Genomic DNA, 16,810 nt, shown 5'->3' with positions numbered 1-16,810 from the left:
TCATGGGGTGATACAAGAAATTGCGCAAGGTGAACAGGTGCCAATTTGGTTCGAGTGGAAGGAAGCCGACCAGTTGGTTGCGATCCTATATGTCCACCCGGATCAGTCCTATTCATCCGTTGATACCATTGCCCAAGCTGTGAAAAGTTGGGTTTCATTGAATTTACAGTTTACGGCATCCATTTATGTGGGGACAGAAGCGAATGAGGCAGAGGAGATCAGCCATTCGTACCAAGATGCGCTGAGAGCCGGGCAATTCCGGACTGTTCAAGGTTATAATAATATCTATTATGCCAGAGAGTCGCAGCAGCATGCTCGCGGTGATTTGTACCGACAGTTACAATTTGTGAAGTCTTTAGTGAAAGCGGTCAGAGCAGCAGAACCGGGCTGGCGAGCTCATCTTGATGACATGTTTGCGGAGATGAAAAACGGTCAATTTCCACGGGAGAAAGTCCTCGATGTCATTCAATACATCTTTGATGAACTTGAGAAATTGAAGCAGGATATGCCGGATCGAGGAGAGAGCAACAGGTCGCTGCAGCTTTCAGCAGAGGCAATGTCTGAATTGACGCATTACGATCTCATCGATGAGATTCAGGAGGGCCTGGCATCGTATCTTAATGAGCTTGTTGCATCCATGCAGCAATGGCAGAATACCCAAGATTATCACTCTTTGATCAGTGAAATTAAGTCCTATCTGCTAGAAGCCTATAGTAATCCGGATTTGTCCCTTCATTATTTAAGTGAGAAATTTGAGCTGCCCTCCCGGGTGCTGAGTAAGCTGTTCAAGGCGGAGACAGGCGAACGTTTCGTCGATTACCTGATTCACATTCGGGTCGAGGAGGCCAAACGAAGGTTGATCCATACAGCGGATTCCGTCCAGTCCATCGCCGAGTACGTGGGGTATCTTCAGGTCATTTCGTTCATTCGGACCTTTAAGAAAAGCGAAGGGGTTACTCCAGGCGAGTTCCGTAAGCTGAATCAAGCCCATGTACAAACATGATTATCGGGGAAAATTGTTTATTGCCTATTGAATGGAACCGCCCTTCATGCCTAGAAGGGCGGTTTTTACGTCTTAGTAACACTTTTGTTTATCGAGGAAAAATGCAAATTGAAGCATCAGCGAGCGTTAACGTATATTGTAAGAGTGCTCAGGAAAGTACCTGCAGGTGATACTGGGGCATCAAGAATGAAGGAGGTGAGCATGATTCGCAGCGCCATCTGGAGACGCAACATTCCGTTATATCTCATGTTTGCGCCGATTATTGTTTTTTTTATTACCTTCAAATATGTGCCCATGTTTGGAAGTATAATGGCTTTTAAACATTACAATTTTGGCGATGGTATTATGCACAGTCCTTGGGTGGGGCTTGAGAACTTCCGTGTGTTATTCAGCACGCCAGCCACTATTCAGATTATTAGAAACACGCTTTTGTTAAGTTTATTATCGATTTTCATCGGCTTCCCATTTCCCATCCTGTTAGCCATCATGCTTAATGAAGTTAGAGCAATGTGGTTTAAACGAATCGTACAGACACTTATTTTCTTGCCTCACTTTTTTTCATGGATTATTGTCGCCGGGATTATCGTTACGGTGTTTTCTCAGCAAGCCGGAACGGTTAACGTCTTATGGAAGTATCTCTTTGGAGAATCCTACGCGTTTATGTATCATGAAGGGTCATGGCTTTCGATTTTTGTAGGATCTGGTATTTGGAAGGAAGCCGGCTTCAGCGCCATTGTGTATTTAGCAGCACTCAGCTCCATCGATGCAAGCTTATATGAAGCTGCAAGCTTGGACGGGGCGAACAAATGGAAGCAGATTTGGCATGTGACACTGCCAGGTATAAGCACAACGGTCGTTTTAATGTTTATCTTAGCTATGGGACGCGTGATGGAGGTTGGCTTCGACCAGATCTTTATGCTGCAGAACTCCACGGTTTCCAATATTTCGGAAGTGATCAGCACGTATATTTACAAGATTGGTTTAATGGGTTCTCAATTTAGTTTATCGGCGGCTATTGGCTTGTTCGAGTCCTTCGTCAGTCTGATTCTTGTCGTCATCACCAACCGGATTGCACGCAAATTCGGCAATGGATTATGGTGAAGGAGGCTTATCATGCAATTATCTGCGAGTGAACGGAGCATGGTCTTCGTATTTTATGTATGCCTTACGATAGCAGCCCTTGCGTGCTTGTTTCCATTGATCCATATCGTGTCTTTATCTATCAGTGATACGCATGCTGTGGCTTCCGGGTGGGTGTCGTTATACCCAATTGGCTTCTCTTTGCAGTCATACAAGCAGCTGTTCATGGGAACACCGATTGTGCACGCTTTTCTCAACAGTGTCCAGATAACAGGGGTTGGGGTCGTGCTCAGCATGACATTCACGATTCTGGCAGCCTATCCGCTAACGCGCACCTATTTTTATGGACGCAAATTGTATACGTTTGCAATTGTGTTTACATTACTTTTTGGCGGCGGCCTGATTCCTACGTATTTAACAGTCAAAGAGTTAGGTTTATTAAATACTTATTGGGCGCTTTGGCTCCCAGGATTGGTCAGTACCTTTAACCTGTTAGTACTCAGATCTTTCATGGAAAATATCCCAAGTGAGCTCGATGACGCAGCACGCATAGACGGATGCGGAGATTGGATGTATTTAACCAAAATTGTGCTTCCGCTATCCATGCCAGTCTTGACTACGCTCGCGCTATTCTATGGCGTAGGTTATTGGAATTCTTTCTTCAATGTCCTGATTTATATGAATGAAACAACAAAATACAATTTATCCGTATTGGTTCAACAAATGATTCAGAGTCAGACGATGCTTGCGCAAATGAATAGTTCAGATGCTGCGGATCAAATTCGGCTGACACCGGAAGAAATCAATTCGGCTGCGATCATTGTCATGGTGGTTCCGATTATGATTGTGTATCCGTTCTTGCAAAAGCATTTTGTAAAGGGCGTTATGATTGGTGCCATTAAAGGATAATTCAATTTCACGTAGAGGGGTATGGGGGCAATGAACACTTGGAAAAGAAGAGCCGTAACGACTGCCACTTTGTCATTAGCTTGTGGATGTCTACTGGTTGCATGTTCGAATAACGGGGGCAATAAAGAAGGGGAAACACCAGCAGCCGCCCAGAAGAAAGGTAACATTTCGGTTACCATTTATGACCGTGGCAACATTCCGCAAGGGATGGGGACGATCGATAACAACAGATGGACGAAATGGTTGAATGAAACAGGGCCGGCAACGGCTAAATATGTGCCGATTCCGCGGGGCGAATCTGTTCAGAAGCTGAACATTTTGTTCGCATCCGGCAATGCCCCAGACGTCATCGAAGAATTCGATGCTAACTTCAGGGATCAACTTGTTCAGCAGAAACAGATTATGCCCGTTGATGAATTAATTCAGAAATACAGTACGACATATAAGGAGTTAATGCAGAAATACCCGGAACTCAAGAAAGCCAGCACGAAATCAGACGGCAAACAATACGAATTCGGGCGTGTACAGAAATTGACCGGCTTCCAGGCTTTGTTCATTCGTGAAGACTGGTTAAAGAAGCTTGGGCTGAAAGAGCCGGAAACCGTGGAGGACTTGTTTAAAGTAGCTCAAGCTTTTACAGAGAATGACCCGGATGGCAATGGCCAAAAGGATACCTATGGGATTGCGCTAAGCGGTGAAACTGGCGGTACGATTAGTACCATGTTTCAGGATGTCTCATGGGTTGTAGAGGGCGGCAAACTCGTCCACGATTGGGAAAGAGCCAAAGCAGCCGTAACGTTCAAGAAGCGGTTATTTGATGCGGGATTAGCGGACAAAGACTTCTTGACGGATAAAAATGGTCAGAAAGCACTGCAGGATTGGATTAACGGAAAAACAGGTATTTTTGTCGGTCGTACCGTAGATCCCCTTAACTACTCTACCTACTATGAACCGCTGAAAAAGAATGTACCTAACGCAGAGGTGAAAGCCATTAAGCTGCCGAAATCCCCATACGGCCGCTTCGCTGTTGGCGTGAACAACCCTGTGCAGATGACAACTGTCGTCAATGCGAAAGCGAAAGATCCGCAAGCTGTGATGAAATATATTGATTTCATGGCATCGAAATCAACGGGGGAAATGCTTCGCTATGGAACGCCGGAGGTCGACTCTGCGAAAAATGCGAATGGTTGTTATGTACCGAAAGATATTCAACAGTTCAGCAAAGAAGTATCTTGGAATAACGATTTCCAACTGCTGCTTCAGCAGATTGAAATGGAACCGTGTGCTAGTGTTGCAAGTCAACTCGATGCAAGCCAACCGCTGCAGAAAGATTTCATCGAGCTCATTAAGCAGAATAATGAAGCGAACCTAAGCTCTGATGTGCAGTATGCTCCAATTACATATGGTGAGCATATGCCGGCGCTGCCAGAGGATCTCAAGGTTGTGAATACGAATGTTTCCAAGATTTCGGATTTCTACAGCAAAGCGATTGTTTCTGGTTCGTCTTACGGTGTTGAACAGGCTTTCACGGATGCCAAGGATATGTGGCAGAAGTCAGGGGGAGCGAAGTTAGAGGAGTTCTATTTGAAATGGTACGACGAGAAGAAAGATACCGCTTTTTTGGCAAAAGATATGTGGAAATTCATTAAAAACTAAGGAGTGAAAGCGTTGAAATTTGCAGATTTGACGGCAGGTATCCCATACGCCAAGGATCCCGCGGTAGTTCGTTATCAAGGAAGATATCTGTTGTATTATTCCAGAGGTCCGTTCATTGACGGTCGTTGGGGGATCGGCATAGCGGAGAGTACGGATATGGAGAATTGGGTCAAAATCGGGGAAGTTCCCATCGAACAGGCGTGTGAAGCAAAAGGGATATGCGCACCTGGGGCGATAGTTCTTCAAGATCGTGTTCATTTGTTCTACCAGACTTATGGCAATTTTCCTAAAGATGCCATCTGTCACGCCGTATCGGATGACGGCCTGACTTTTACGAAGAATCTAACGAATCCAATCTTCGCGCCTAGCGGAGACTGGAACAACGGCCGAGCGATTGATGCGGATGTTCTTGTACATGATAATCAATTATGGCTATATTTCGCTACTCGCGATCCGAAGGGTGACATTCAGATGCAAGGCGTGGCGACAGCACCGCTGGAATCCGATTACGACAGAGCTTCATGGACACAAAGGTGTACAGAGTCTATTTTGAAACCGGAGCTGGATTGGGAAGGGGAATGTATTGAGGCTGCTGCTATGCACAAGCGGGATGGCAAGCTCTATATGTTCTATGCGGGTGCGTATAATAACGAGCCTCAACAAATTGGCTGTGCAATTAGCCAAGACGGTATTCGGTGGGAGAGGATGTTCCAGGAGCCACTACTTCCGAGTGGACAGCCGGGAAGCTGGAATGAAAGTGAATCAGGGCATCCCTTTTTCTTCGCAGATGAGGATGGGCGAACTTATCTGTTCTTTCAAGGGAATAACGACAGAGGAAAAACGTGGTATCTCTCCAAAGTAGAAATTGGCTGGGCAGAAGGCATCCCTTATTTGGTGGAAAAAGCTTGAAGTTGCAGCGTAAGCATTAACCTATATCGATGACCCGAGCGCGGGGCTCTATGAGAGCTCCGCGCTTTGTGTCCTTTCAGGGGGAGGGTACTTTTGTTTGTTGGGATTGTTTCATCCTAAGCCGGGCATTCCCGATGATCCAAAGCAGCAACGGGATAGCGAAAAGGAAAATTGGAAAAGCGACATCTTTCCAAAAGAGTGGAAACTTCTCTTGGGATTCGTTCACACTTCGAGGGTACAGTGCGACGATGAAGACAATTATTCCGACGATCCAAAGCATTTTGCGCCAGTTTCGAATCACTAACAATTGAGCCGTTCCGTAGCTGGTCATGAACATATAAAGGCATAACTTGATGAAAATGCTAAAGATCGTGCCTACAACCATCAAAATATCAAGGTTTTGGATAAATTCCATGATGGAAATGTATTGAATGACCGAATATACAGGGTATTGAAGTTTCGCGGGAACGGTATTATCCAGTATCATCAACACATTGATGACACCATACATAAGGATCATGCAGGTAACTCCCACGCCCCATAAACTGGAGGATAACGCCTTTCTCTTATCTGCAAGAAAGGCAACCAGCATGACGATTAGGAACGATTCGCTCAGAAAAGAAGCCGGCGATTCGCCTCCTTTTAACACGGCGATCCAACCCTCAGTTGGAAACAGAGGAAGCAGTCTCGATGGGCGTAAATTTGGAATGCTTAGGAGCATAATCAAGACGATGCTAAAGAGCAAGAAAGGCCCGATGAGTTCGCTGCAACGACCAACGATATGTAGGCCTCCGTGCACCGCATAGATCACAACTAACACCATGCACAGGACAAGGACCCATAACGGAGTTGCCGAGAATAAGGTCATATGGACGAAGTCCGCGTATTGGCGGAGGATGAAGCCGGCGTGGACAATCCACAAAAGCAGATAAGCCAAGACAATAGTTTTGCCCAACCATTTGCCTACAATTCTAGGTACATATGTAACGAATGTCTCCTCTGGATAGAGAAGGCTTAGTTTGGCTGCGATAAAGGTAACCAACACAGATGCGACAGCAGCCAGGCACATCGCTAGCGGTGCTCCTTGTTTGGCCTCCTTGAACATCGGGGCAAACGTTAGCAGGTAAGTCAATCCTATTTCCGTCGAAAACAACAACCAAAAAAATTGATATTTCGTAAGCTTCATATCAAGCTCCTTGCGGTTTATTTGATATTAGGAGGAGGCCCTTGAAGCCCAATTTGCTTGATTTTCACATGGGAATGAACCGTGATTTTTGCATTGGAAAAGGCTTGCTCCCACTCGGAATTCAGTTCTTCCCACTTATCTGGATGCTGCCTGCTGATCGCTTTACCGAAATGAAAGACATCAACTTTGAATTGCTTCTGCGCTTTTTGAATAACGTCCAAAATGGCAGTTTCGACATGGCTATTTAACTCTGCTTCGTATGTCAGCAAATGATCATCGTTTCGAAGATCCAATGCTGTATTGCTTTCCTGAACGATAGCGTTGCCTTTCAAGTTGACATCGATTTCAACTTTCCCGTCATTGACTTCGGTGAGCACTTTGCATGTCGTACGTTGGACTTCGACGCTAAATGTTCCTTTTTCGTTCGACTTGTTTACTGAGATCGGCATGCGTTTCGTTTCACCAACAACCCATAACCGATAAGCGGATTCCATTGCATTGTAATAGCCGGCTAACTGTTGTTTACGGTTAAGAACCGCACGGCCATATACATGCAGCGTTTTTTTACGGAGTTTCGGATCATAAATGATTTCAACGGCTGGAAGTGTTGGACCACTTCCTTCAACGTTTTCCTCGATTAATATCTCCAGTACGGAGTTACCGACTCTCTTGCCGATAATTTCTCTTAATTTAGACAGAGCGATAGCCGGCATCTTCTCAAGGGGAAAAGACATTTGCATAAACTCGAGGGCGGTCGTCCCTTTTACGACCCAGATATCCGATCGAAATCGGCTATCTGGATCTCGGGTTACTGAGTCCAGTAAGTTCGAGATGCCGGACATTGCCATCTTTTCTCCGATGTAGATGTTATGGCGATGTCCACGAGTTATTCTTCTTGATAACTTTAGTTGCATGTCGAAGAGCCCATCGAAGGCGTCTTTTCCAATCCCCGTCTCAATAAAGTAGGATTGTTTCTCACCGCTACTGGCTTCACCGGATTTCGTCGGAATCATGAACTGACCTATCATCAATACTTTTTCTTCTTCGAGCTGGTCGACACCAGAACCCAATTCGAATAAGCGGTCATTCAATTCGCGGCGATCCCAACATCCGCTTAACGGAAATATAAGAAGAATGACAGCTAGCAAGCCAAGTCGTTTAATCAGCATTTTACCTCCTTGAAAGCTTTCCAATAACCGATGCTTTAAGAGAAGCCAATTTCCACCAAGGAGCGCGGATGAGTACGTCTTTGATTTTGTCCGGCTGAAAAGGAGCGATTGGGGATAGAAAGGGAACACCGAACGACTCTAACTTGGTCATGTGGACTATGAGGATGAGCGTCCCCATAGCGATTCCAAACAAGCCAAGCGCTCCCGAAATAAGAAGAAGCGGAAATCGAAGCATTCGAAAAGCAATCCCCATGTTGTAACGGGGGATGGCAAAAGACGCGATCCCGGTTAACGAGACGATGATGACCATCGGCGCAGAGACGATTCCGGCCGTGACCGCTGCTTCACCGATAACGAGGGCACCGACGATGCTGACGGCGGAACCAATGGCTTTTGGCAGGCGTATTCCCGCTTCGCGCAAACCTTCAAACAGAAATTCCATTAAAAGCGCTTCGATGACGCCTGGAAATGGAACCCCTTCACGAGCTGAAGTGATACTCAATAAAAAGTTTGTCGGGAGCAGCTGCGGATGAAATGTCGTAATCGCCACATACAAGGAAGGCAGGTACAAGGAGACAGAGAACAAGATAAACCTTGTCCACCTAATCAGTGTAGAAAATAGAAACCGTTCATAATAATCTTCGACGGCTTGAAAAGCTGTCCAGAATGTCATTGGAACGAGCAGAGCTTGAGGCGTTCCGTCGGTTAAAATAGCGATTTTTCCTTCCATCAGATTAGCTGCAACAACATCTGGGCGCTCGGTATTCATGACTTGAGGGAAAGGGCTGAAAGATTTGTCTTCGATGAATTCTTCGATATAGCCGGAATCCAGCACGAGATCGATTCGTATTCTGGATATTCGCTGTTTAACGAGCTCGACCAAATCCGGTTGTACATGTCCTTCCACGTAGACGATGACAACTTTCGTCTTGGAAAACGTGCCAAGAACGACAGAATCGAGCTTTAGCTTTGGCGTTTGAATTCTTCGACGTATAAGGGATGTATTGATTAGAAGTGTCTCGGTAAAGCTCTCTCTTGGTCCGCGAATGGCCATCTCAGAGGCCGGTTCTTCAACTCCCCGATGCTCCCAGCCAGACATGTCCAAGAGCATCGCTTCCACTTCGCCATCGACGAATACGGCCAAATAAGCTTGCAAAACCGACTCAATTATTTCTTGCATGCTACTTTCGTAGCGGATTGGTCGAACGACGGCAAAATGCTCTTTTAGGATCGGATAGTCGACGGGTTCACTGTCTTTGTGGGTTTTCTCCAACAACCATGATTGAAACAAGGGCGATTTGAAAGCATCCTTATCGATCATTCCGTCGACGAAAACCATAAGAATCCCACATTTATCTGACAATTCAACCCGTTGAAAGGTGATATCGAAGCAATGCTCGAATATTTGCCGAAGCAAGGCTTCATTTTCGTCCAGGTTGGCGCTGATCGTTTCCCGGGGATAAGACATTGGATTCCGCGAGGATATCATGATCATAGCTCTCCTTTAATTTTTCCCTATTATCCTCCAAATATTGGTTTATTATTCAAATCTCTTGAATGGCGAAAGAAGACAGCCAATCAAAATTGTCAAATTGATCAGCTATCTTAGTTTTGTTATTTCGTTTATGGTGTGAGAATCCAGAATGGATCAAGAGAGAGAAGAAGAAACGCGCTCCAATAGGATGAAGTGGGAAGAAGACAGATGAGGGTGGCGCTGCCGAATGATTTCCGTCATTTTAAAATCAGCATACTTGGCTAAATACGACATAATATCCCGGTCTAGAATAGTAGGTACCTCCTGAGGTTCTAGTCCTGTTGTAATCTTTGTATATAAAACGACCCATCGGTTCGAGCATTGGAATAAATCATTTAAAGTTGAGCAGAAATCCTGCTCATCCGTAATATGGTAGAGCACATCCAAGCAAACAACGAGATCTGCCCTGAAAAATCCGCGGTTAATAAGGAAGCCAGGCTTATAGAGCATGAAGCTTTTGTTCCTGTCATCCTTATAGTGCTCCTTACACAAGGTTATGGAAGATTGTGCGACATCCAAGCCCAAGTACTGCGAATAATTCATGGTCTGAAGCTGATTGCCATCCCCGCATCCAAATTCGATGACGGTGGTAATTGCGTGCTTCTGAATCATATCATTGATAATTTGGGATTTGAATTCAGCCAATAAGCCATAGGAGCCGCTGCCGGAATTGCCCCCTAAGCTGTAATTCTGGTTCCAAAAGTCAATATAATCAAAACTCATCCAGATTCCCCCTTAAGCAACCACTCTCTTCTTCAGGACAGCACGAAAACAATACAATCCACCCCATAAATCGGTATGGAGCGCATTAGGAGGAAGATCGAAGTTTGTTTCGGAGAGGAAATCCAGGCCAGAATTGTGAACGATGGTTTGAAACATGCCTAAGTCAACAGTAGGATAATCAAGTGTAATAATCAGGAGTCCATCGTCCTTTAAGGTTCTTCTGAATTGCTCCAAGCTCAGCAGCATATCGTCAGGATTTAAGTGTTCGAGCACCGAAATACAGAAGATTTTATCAAAAAAACCGTTAGCATAAGGAAGTTGAGTCAGGCTCGCTTGACTTAGAATTGTTTCCGTGTAGTCACCCTTGCTTACAATTTCAGCTGCTTCTTCATTGATTTCCGAACGAATGGACGCTAGCAAACTTTGTGTTGATACCATCCGGGCATCCCAATCACAGGCATACGCTTGCTTACATCTACGACCGAGTACAAATTTGAACGGATGGGGGAGACCGCAAGCTGCATCCAAAGCGATATCGGTTTCCTCGATAAAGGAAGCGCACCAGGCGTATTCATAAGGTCGGCTCCACCAAGTCTCAGGTAAACGGTAAAGAAACTCTTGCTCCATAGGATCAGACTGAATAAAAAAGCGAGTTTGGAGTAGGGAACCAGGCATGATCTAAGGCCTCCTTTTTCCTCAAGCGATTACTTCTGCAATGAAATATTTATGCAAAATTGAATGGCATTAGAAGATCTTATGTCTGTTTAAATGGTTCTGGCCGCAAAAGTATGCGAGTTCGTTGTTCCATTTGTAAATAGGTCTGGTACCTTGCGAAAGTAGTTGACCATCGTAGGCACCGTATTCGGCGGTAGCCAGAACATATCCGAATCAAACGCATCCTTCGCAATGCCGTTCGTGGCCGGGTAGATTTGTAGTCCGCCAAGCGCCAATCTCGGGGCTTTCGTAGATGGGAGGATACCGCTCTTCATCGACGACAATCAGGAGGAAGTTCGGCTTCTAATCATATGTACACCCCCAAATTTACCAGATCTAAACCTAGTTGTATGCGCGGAAGGCGATCACCATGCTCAATCCGACAGGGATGGTTGTTTCGACCGACGGATTTATTTAGGGAAATAGCTTATTGACTTTAGGAAAATAATGGTTTAATCTATTGTTGACTGATTGAGTCAATCAAATAAATCCCTGAGGTGAATCCTATGAATTTTATTGAAAAAGAAGGCAAGGCTATCGTGATCGGAAGCAGCATGACAGGTTTAATGACGGCAAGAGTCCTCTCGTCGTATTATGAAGAAGTACTGCTTATCGATAAGGATGAATTTCCGCAGCATCCCGCAGATCGGAATGGGACTCCGCACGGTTTTCATCCCCATAGGTTCACACAGCGTGGTAAAATGATTACAGAACAGCTTTTTCCTGGCTATGAGGAAGAACTGGTGGCACTTGGTTCACCAAGCTCACTTAATAAAACCGTTCATATGATGAATCAATATGGAACGGTAGCCTTCCCCTACCAGCGGAACGACATTAAGTTCAGCCGTGCCGTGCTGGAATGGGTGATACGTGGACGTGTAACGAAAATTCCCAATGTACGAGTGCTAGCCGAGCATGATGTCATTGGGCTGCATACGACGCCAGATCATACTGCCGTTACAGGCGTGCAAGTCCGTGAACGGGGATTAGGCGCGAAGCATGATTACATGGCAGATCTTGTTGTAGATGCCAGTGGCCGCTCCTCGAAATTGACGCAATGGTTGAAGGAGTTTGGCTATGATGTACCTCGCCCTGATCGGATGAAAGCAGCTATCGGCTACAGTACACGCCGGTATAACGTTCCTGCCCATATGAAGCATCTAATTGAGAAATGGGATGTGATCAATATCATGGGCCAACCTGTGAACGGAACATTCACGGGAGTATTCTCCTTTATAGAGAACCAAGTGGCAGAAGTGTTGCTGTATCGACCAGGTGGGAATTATCCACCAACGGATGCCGATGCGTTCGAACAGGAGGTCGCGCAGCTTCCTACTCCAATGATTGCAGAGATCCTGAGTGAGCTCGAACCGATCGCTCCGCCAAAGGGGTTTCGTGTACCTGAACTATACCGTCATCATTATGATAAAATGGAAAAATGGCCGGACGGATTGTTAGTGTTGGGAGATGCCTATTGCATCTATGACCCCATTTTTGGTCAAGGGATGACAGTTGCTGCCATAGAAGTGGATCTGCTGGACACCATGCTGCAGGAGCAACTAAATAACCCTGTGCCACATTTCGAGCAAAAGTTTCTACGTGAAATCCAAAATAAAGCGATTGCACCTGCTTGGTGGTTAAATTGTGCGGTGGATTTGCAGTGGGACGGCGCCCGATATGAAGCTGGCTTAGAACCGCTCAAGGGCGTTGATTTTGGCAGCAGGTATATGAATTTGATCTTGAAAGAGGGGACGGCGAATCATAACTTCAAACTATTCGGTTTGTACTGGGGTGTTAATTCGTTATCATTACCTCTGCATGAGTTGTTTCATCCCCAGATGGTCAAGTCGGTTCTTGAGTCATCGGAGGAAGGACAGCAATTACTCGCAGATCTGCTGAAAGAATACGATCTGCCCTTAGAAGAAGCACTGATCAGATTGATTCCAAGTTAGGAGTGAAGGATGTTTTGTCTCCATTAAATGAAGAACAACAGCTGCAGATTCGAGATGAACGCAGAGAGCAAATTATGAGCGCTGCGCTTAAAGTTTTTGCAAGACGCGGGATTATTGGGACGAAAATGAGCATGATTGCCGCTGAAGCACAGATTAGTCATGGACTACTTTATCATTACTTTACGTCGAAAGAGGAGCTTTTCACAACACTCGTAGAAAAAGCGATGTTGGCTTCGGATGAAGCTATGCAAAGTGTTTACAAGCTTCCGGGCTCGCCGATTGATAAAATAAGAGCATTAACGCAAGACATGTTGGATGAAGGCGGGACGGACTATTTTCTACTGATTCATCAGGCGAGAATCTCGGATGGAGTGCCTGAGAAGGTCATGGAGTTAATGGAGCGTTACTCCATGGACAATTATGTCAAGCAGTTGAAAGCCTTATTCCGAGAAGGACAGCAAGCAGGTGAGCTAGTGGATGGCGATTTGGACGAAATGATTTCATCGTACTTATCGGTCACTTCCGGTCTGATGGTGCTAAATGTGCAAAAAATTGGCGGCTACCAGCTTCCGAGAGTTGACGTGCTGTTAAGAATGATTGCTCTTTAAAAGGTAATAGGATAGGGCAATTAAGGGCTATTTCCAAGTAGATGAATCTACTTGGAAATAGCCCATTTTTTTATGTTGGAATCATGAAAAATCAACGTATTCCACCAAAAAAAATGTGGTATAATTTGAAATGTTGTACCGGAAATTGCCAATACATAAGCCGATCAACAAGGAGATTGAGAAATGATTCTAAGGCAAAAAATGATTGGAATGGTAGGCATGGTTATTTGTTCTGGGCTGATGTTTGGAACTTCGGTGCTTGCGGAGACAGGTAAATATCAGGATGTACCAGATGGCTATCTGTATAAAAATTACATTGAAGAGTTGTCTGCGAAGAAGTTAGTTGAGGGTACAGCGGATGGACAATTTTCCCCTGATTCACCACTTACCAGAGAACAATTCGCTAAGCTAGTCGTTATGGTGTTTGGTTTGCCAGCCGCAGATGGTAACATGCCGTTTCAGGATTGTAATGAGGTGTGGTCGGTACCCTACATTTTAACAGCTTACAAAGCAGGGATTATCCAAGGGACAGGCGAGGAGAACTTCTCTCCAAAGCAGTATGTGAGAAAGCAGGAAGCGGCAGTTATGCTAAGCAGGCTTTTTCCGGGGGTTGTGCAACAAAATGAACAGGACTGGGCTGGAGGGGCACTGACATTCATCCGACATGATATACTCCCTGCATCGTTGCAGTCCATATTGGACGACACGCAGGCACCTCTAAGTCGTGGGGAGGCAGCAGCATTGCTCAGCCTTTCGTTGCATGCTTCGGAGCGAGGGAAGTCATCGGCTGGGCCAGCGGCGTTGCCGTCGCCGGGACAACCTGGAGCTGTCTTAACAAGCGCTATTGATACGATAAAAAAGAATGCCCTGATGCTTGACCCGGCTCAAAAGAAAGAAGTCACACTGAGTGTTAATGCCGGTGAGCCCTTATATATCCAAGCAGAATTGAAGAAGAATAAGACATATGAGTTAGAGGCGTTTGGAGAAAATCAGTCTGGGTTTAGCATAGAACTGTCAAATGCAGAGGGGATTGTCCTGAATCAAGGGAACGTTAGTACCATGCAAATTACGGCAGAGGCAGATAGTATCGTTTATGCAAAGGTACGAACAGAACAGCAGAAGGGAACAGTTACGCTCAAGTTAGTTGAGGCTGGTTTGGATTCGGATCATCCAATTAACCTTAGGGCAGGGCGATTCGATCAACTATTTCCTATTGGTGAAAACCTCTACTTCAAAGCAGTGGCGACTCCCGACAATCCGTTAATAGTTCTAGCCAAAGGGGCGATTAGCTATCAACTACTGCAGGTGAGCAAGTCAAAGGCTCCTCCGGATAAAGATGACCGCTACATCTATATACACGGTCATCAAGTAAAGATTAATCCAGAACCCGAAATCATTAATATGGATTTTTCAATTTCTACTCGGAATGGGGATCCTTATACAATCAACTGTGAGTGTTTGGTAAAGCTAACAACAAAAGTGAGCACGGCCGTCTCATTTACGGTAATGGATGGAAGCTCCAAAGATAAGGCATATGCGATCGGATGGGGAAGAAGTAAATGGGAGAGTGGATATAAGGGCAATTCGATCGGGGGACTTTTTTATCAATTGGGGTTGGAGGAAGGGAAGGATTACACGATCGATATCAGCGAAGAAATGAAACCAGTAATGATTAACAAGGATTATATAGTGAGTTCTCAGATTCCTCCTGCTTATACGACACCTGAACTTGACAATACCGTAGTTGTAAATAGAAAATTGACGGTATTCGGGCCTGATGGCAAGGAAGTGCTCGTCGACGAGAAACTGACGGGACCTATTCCCTTCAAGGCCACCACGACGGGTACCTATTTCATAAAACTGGAATCGGATGCTCAGGATCGCACAACGGAAATTCGGGTGAAAGGCGCCAATTGATTAGTGGTCCGCTATTTTGAATTTGTTGGTGGCTGAATAGGTGGAAGTTGGTTGTATGGTGAAGTGGGAGATGGAATGGTGGGGGTTAGTAAGTAGCAACCACTTGAGGCTGTCTCAAAAGGTTCAAAAAAGAGGCGCTCCTTCGGTCATTGGATGACTTGGGACAGCCTCTTTTTTATGTCGTAAAAAATACCCTCCCACACATGGTGGAAGGGCAATGACATTTAATTTCTTACCGCTTCAAATGCAAATATCTGCTCCGCATGGGATGGGGCTTTGTTAGGGTCAAAATCAGCTGACACAACCACATCCGTAAATCCTATGTTTTCTAAAACGAGCTTAAATTCCTCGATGCCATACCAACGCAAAGCATAGCGCTGTAATTCGGTTTGAATCAATGCACCATTGCGCCACTTTTCATATTTTATATAGGAAACTTTATATTGATTGAATAAATCTGCTTCGACTTGCTTGCCTTCCATTGTGATTATGTCCCCGCTTGGTAAGCTGAATGTCGACGTGCCATCCCATTGTCCACACTTAAAGTTAGGATCAGGCAGGAAAAGATCAAGCAAGAGACGGCCACCTGGCTGAAGATGTTCATAGAGGCGCTTCAAGGCTTTAAGTGACTCTTCTCTTTTTTCAATTAACAAAAATGAACCTGCTGGAATAATAATTGCTTCATATTTATCAGGCAAAGAAAGCTCTTGTAGACTCGACTCATACAAATTAGTGAGTAAATCACGTTCCATACAACGCTGACGACAAGAATTCAACATATCCGGAGAATAGTCAACCCCATCCACGAGATGACCTGACTCAAGAAGCGGAATGATTACACGTCCAGAGCCGACCATTGCTTCAAGAATACGTCCCTTACAATGTTTGAGTTTAGCCTGATAATAAGCCATATCACCGTCAATAGATTGACCAATTTTTTTGGTGTGGTTATAGACTTCTGTACAAAGTTCTCCGTAATAACTAAACGACATTGACGTTTCCCTCCGTGGATTGAAATTTAATCAGAAGGGCTAAGTAGTCATTAACCCTTCCGTACCTCAGTAATGGACGAAACAGTTTTAAGCATTGACATTAGAATCACTCGCCTTCGTTAAAGTTAAATCTATTATAATTTGCATGGTAAAATTTGGTCAATGTGAAAAGACAATTAAAACGAAACTTGCCGTTACAGACAACGTGTGTGCGGAAACCAACCCCAAAAAAACACATACCACCATAATAATCTCCATTGTCTGATTCCAATATCAGCAATAGAGTGTAGCTATCCGAATGATTGGAAGTACTTCCAGACAACGGTTAATCATACGTTCGTCTTACTTCTATTCTTAGGTGAACGCGGTTGGCTAACAGACTGTTTTGATAATAAGTAAGGGGGGGATAACTTTCATTGATTGGTCCGCTGGAATGATGTTTTTGAAGCTATCATAAG

Annotated in this window: 15 protein-coding genes; 8 read left to right on the top strand and 7 right to left on the bottom strand. The window is 44.9% G+C overall.

What is annotated here, in order from left to right:
- The first annotated feature begins 7 nt into the window (after positions 1-7).
- The 5 genes from AC58VC_RS07915 (at position 8) to AC58VC_RS07895 (ending at position 5,557) form a co-directional block, all read left to right on the top strand.
- Entirely contained in the window at positions 8-1,003 is a 996-nt protein-coding gene (locus AC58VC_RS07915) for a helix-turn-helix domain-containing protein (RefSeq protein ID WP_497368292.1), read from the top strand.
- Positions 1,004-1,204: 201 nt separating this feature from the next.
- Positions 1,205-2,104 carry an ABC transporter permease gene (locus AC58VC_RS07910; RefSeq protein WP_497368992.1) on the top strand — a complete coding sequence of 300 codons (900 nt, stop codon included), beginning with the start codon at positions 1,205-1,207 and terminating at the stop codon, positions 2,102-2,104.
- A gap of 12 nt (positions 2,105-2,116) precedes the next feature.
- Positions 2,117-2,992 carry a carbohydrate ABC transporter permease gene (locus AC58VC_RS07905; RefSeq protein ID WP_497368291.1) on the top strand — a complete coding sequence of 292 codons (876 nt, stop codon included), beginning with the start codon at positions 2,117-2,119 and terminating at the stop codon, positions 2,990-2,992.
- Positions 2,993-3,022: 30 nt separating this feature from the next.
- Positions 3,023-4,648: an extracellular solute-binding protein gene (locus tag AC58VC_RS07900; RefSeq protein WP_497368290.1), complete on the top strand. Its 1,626-nt coding sequence runs from the start codon at positions 3,023-3,025 to the stop codon at positions 4,646-4,648.
- 12 nt (positions 4,649-4,660) lie between these two features.
- A complete protein-coding gene (locus AC58VC_RS07895) occupies positions 4,661-5,557 on the top strand; it encodes a family 43 glycosylhydrolase (RefSeq protein WP_497368289.1) in 897 nt (298 codons plus the stop codon).
- Between the two features lie 76 nt (positions 5,558-5,633).
- Here AC58VC_RS07895 and AC58VC_RS07890 read toward each other — a convergent pair whose 3' ends face one another.
- From AC58VC_RS07890 to AC58VC_RS07865, 6 genes are all read right to left on the bottom strand, one after another.
- Positions 5,634-6,743 (bottom strand): GerAB/ArcD/ProY family transporter, encoded by a 1,110-nt coding sequence (locus AC58VC_RS07890; RefSeq protein ID WP_497368288.1) that lies wholly within the window; start codon positions 6,741-6,743, stop codon positions 5,634-5,636.
- A 17-nt stretch (positions 6,744-6,760) separates the two neighbouring features.
- Positions 6,761-7,912 (bottom strand): Ger(x)C family spore germination protein, encoded by a 1,152-nt coding sequence (locus AC58VC_RS07885; protein WP_497368287.1) that lies wholly within the window; start codon positions 7,910-7,912, stop codon positions 6,761-6,763.
- 1 nt (position 7,913) lies between these two features.
- Entirely contained in the window at positions 7,914-9,401 is a 1,488-nt protein-coding gene (locus AC58VC_RS07880; RefSeq protein ID WP_497368286.1) for a spore germination protein, read from the bottom strand.
- 159 nt (positions 9,402-9,560) lie between these two features.
- Positions 9,561-10,169 carry a class I SAM-dependent methyltransferase gene (locus AC58VC_RS07875; RefSeq protein WP_497368285.1) on the bottom strand — a complete coding sequence of 203 codons (609 nt, stop codon included), beginning with the start codon at positions 10,167-10,169 and terminating at the stop codon, positions 9,561-9,563.
- A gap of 12 nt (positions 10,170-10,181) precedes the next feature.
- Positions 10,182-10,844: a class I SAM-dependent methyltransferase gene (locus tag AC58VC_RS07870; protein WP_497368284.1), complete on the bottom strand. Its 663-nt coding sequence runs from the start codon at positions 10,842-10,844 to the stop codon at positions 10,182-10,184.
- Between the two features lie 89 nt (positions 10,845-10,933).
- A complete protein-coding gene (locus AC58VC_RS07865) occupies positions 10,934-11,167 on the bottom strand; it encodes a hypothetical protein (protein WP_497369030.1) in 234 nt (77 codons plus the stop codon).
- Between the two features lie 222 nt (positions 11,168-11,389).
- Here AC58VC_RS07865 and AC58VC_RS07860 point away from each other — a divergent pair, with 222 nt between their 5' ends.
- From AC58VC_RS07860 to AC58VC_RS07850, 3 genes are all read left to right on the top strand, one after another.
- The gene (locus AC58VC_RS07860) at positions 11,390-12,835 is read left to right on the top strand and encodes an FAD-dependent oxidoreductase (protein WP_497368283.1); all 1,446 of its coding nucleotides are present in this window, start codon (positions 11,390-11,392) and stop codon (positions 12,833-12,835) included.
- Positions 12,836-12,849: 14 nt separating this feature from the next.
- Positions 12,850-13,443, top strand: a complete 594-nt coding sequence (locus tag AC58VC_RS07855; RefSeq protein ID WP_497368282.1) for a TetR/AcrR family transcriptional regulator — start codon at positions 12,850-12,852, stop codon at positions 13,441-13,443.
- Positions 13,444-13,626: 183 nt separating this feature from the next.
- Positions 13,627-15,360 (top strand): S-layer homology domain-containing protein, encoded by a 1,734-nt coding sequence (locus AC58VC_RS07850; RefSeq protein WP_497368281.1) that lies wholly within the window; start codon positions 13,627-13,629, stop codon positions 15,358-15,360.
- A 224-nt stretch (positions 15,361-15,584) separates the two neighbouring features.
- Here the strand turns inward: AC58VC_RS07850 and AC58VC_RS07845 are convergent, their stop codons facing one another.
- Positions 15,585-16,352, bottom strand: a complete 768-nt coding sequence (locus tag AC58VC_RS07845; RefSeq protein ID WP_497368280.1) for a class I SAM-dependent methyltransferase — start codon at positions 16,350-16,352, stop codon at positions 15,585-15,587.
- Between the last annotated feature and the right edge of the window lie 458 nt (positions 16,353-16,810).

Source organism: Paenibacillus sp. J22R67 (genome assembly GCF_059692175.1).
Note: the sequence above shows the minus strand (reverse complement) of the source record. Positions and strands in the feature narration are given on the sequence as shown.

What these genes read in the sequence shown, in the direction of transcription:
- AC58VC_RS07875 (WP_497368285.1), bottom strand. Translation starts at nt 10,169, where the DNA reads ATGAGTTTTGATTATATTGACTTTTGGAACCAGAATTACAGCTTAGGG.
- AC58VC_RS07900 (WP_497368290.1), top strand. Translation starts at nt 3,023, where the DNA reads ATGAACACTTGGAAAAGAAGAGCCGTAACGACTGCCACTTTGTCATTA.
- AC58VC_RS07845 (WP_497368280.1), bottom strand. Translation starts at nt 16,352, where the DNA reads ATGTCGTTTAGTTATTACGGAGAACTTTGTACAGAAGTCTATAACCAC.
- AC58VC_RS07870 (WP_497368284.1), bottom strand. Translation starts at nt 10,844, where the DNA reads ATGCCTGGTTCCCTACTCCAAACTCGCTTTTTTATTCAGTCTGATCCT.
- AC58VC_RS07850 (WP_497368281.1), top strand. Translation starts at nt 13,627, where the DNA reads ATGATTCTAAGGCAAAAAATGATTGGAATGGTAGGCATGGTTATTTGT.
- AC58VC_RS07860 (WP_497368283.1), top strand. Translation starts at nt 11,390, where the DNA reads ATGAATTTTATTGAAAAAGAAGGCAAGGCTATCGTGATCGGAAGCAGC.
- AC58VC_RS07905 (WP_497368291.1), top strand. Translation starts at nt 2,117, where the DNA reads ATGCAATTATCTGCGAGTGAACGGAGCATGGTCTTCGTATTTTATGTA.
- AC58VC_RS07885 (WP_497368287.1), bottom strand. Translation starts at nt 7,912, where the DNA reads ATGCTGATTAAACGACTTGGCTTGCTAGCTGTCATTCTTCTTATATTT.
- AC58VC_RS07890 (WP_497368288.1), bottom strand. Translation starts at nt 6,743, where the DNA reads ATGAAGCTTACGAAATATCAATTTTTTTGGTTGTTGTTTTCGACGGAA.
- AC58VC_RS07910 (WP_497368992.1), top strand. Translation starts at nt 1,205, where the DNA reads ATGATTCGCAGCGCCATCTGGAGACGCAACATTCCGTTATATCTCATG.
- AC58VC_RS07880 (WP_497368286.1), bottom strand. Translation starts at nt 9,401, where the DNA reads ATGATATCCTCGCGGAATCCAATGTCTTATCCCCGGGAAACGATCAGC.